The 274-nt window shown below is 51.5% G+C and carries 1 protein-coding gene; it reads right to left on the bottom strand.

What is annotated here, in order from left to right:
* Positions 1–274 (bottom strand): LysR family transcriptional regulator (locus KVT27_RS24565; RefSeq protein ID WP_217582171.1); only part of this gene is annotated, 274 nt, incomplete at both ends.

The following is a 274-nucleotide window of genomic DNA, read 5'->3' on the forward strand; positions in this document are numbered from 1 at the left end:
TGGATCGTCGTCTTGATCAGAGGGATCTGGTCTTGAAAATAAGAGAGTACCCGAGGCAAAATCTGCATCGCAATCGACGTCGTCGTGCCAATGTGAATGTGGCCTTGCGGGGTTTGGTGCAAGTCTGACAAGCGCTGCTTGAGGTCACTGGCGATCCGCAGTATTTTTTCGGCGTGCACAAGAAAAAGCTTTCCGCTGTCCGTTAACGTGACAGGTTGATTGCGATCGATGAGGATTGTGCCGAATTCGTCTTCGAGGCTCTTGATTTGCGCGG

It is taken from the genome of Lysinibacillus sp. GbtcB16 (assembly GCF_019091145.1).
In the GTDB taxonomy this organism is placed as follows: domain Bacteria; phylum Bacillota; class Bacilli; order Bacillales_A; family Planococcaceae; genus Lysinibacillus; species Lysinibacillus fusiformis.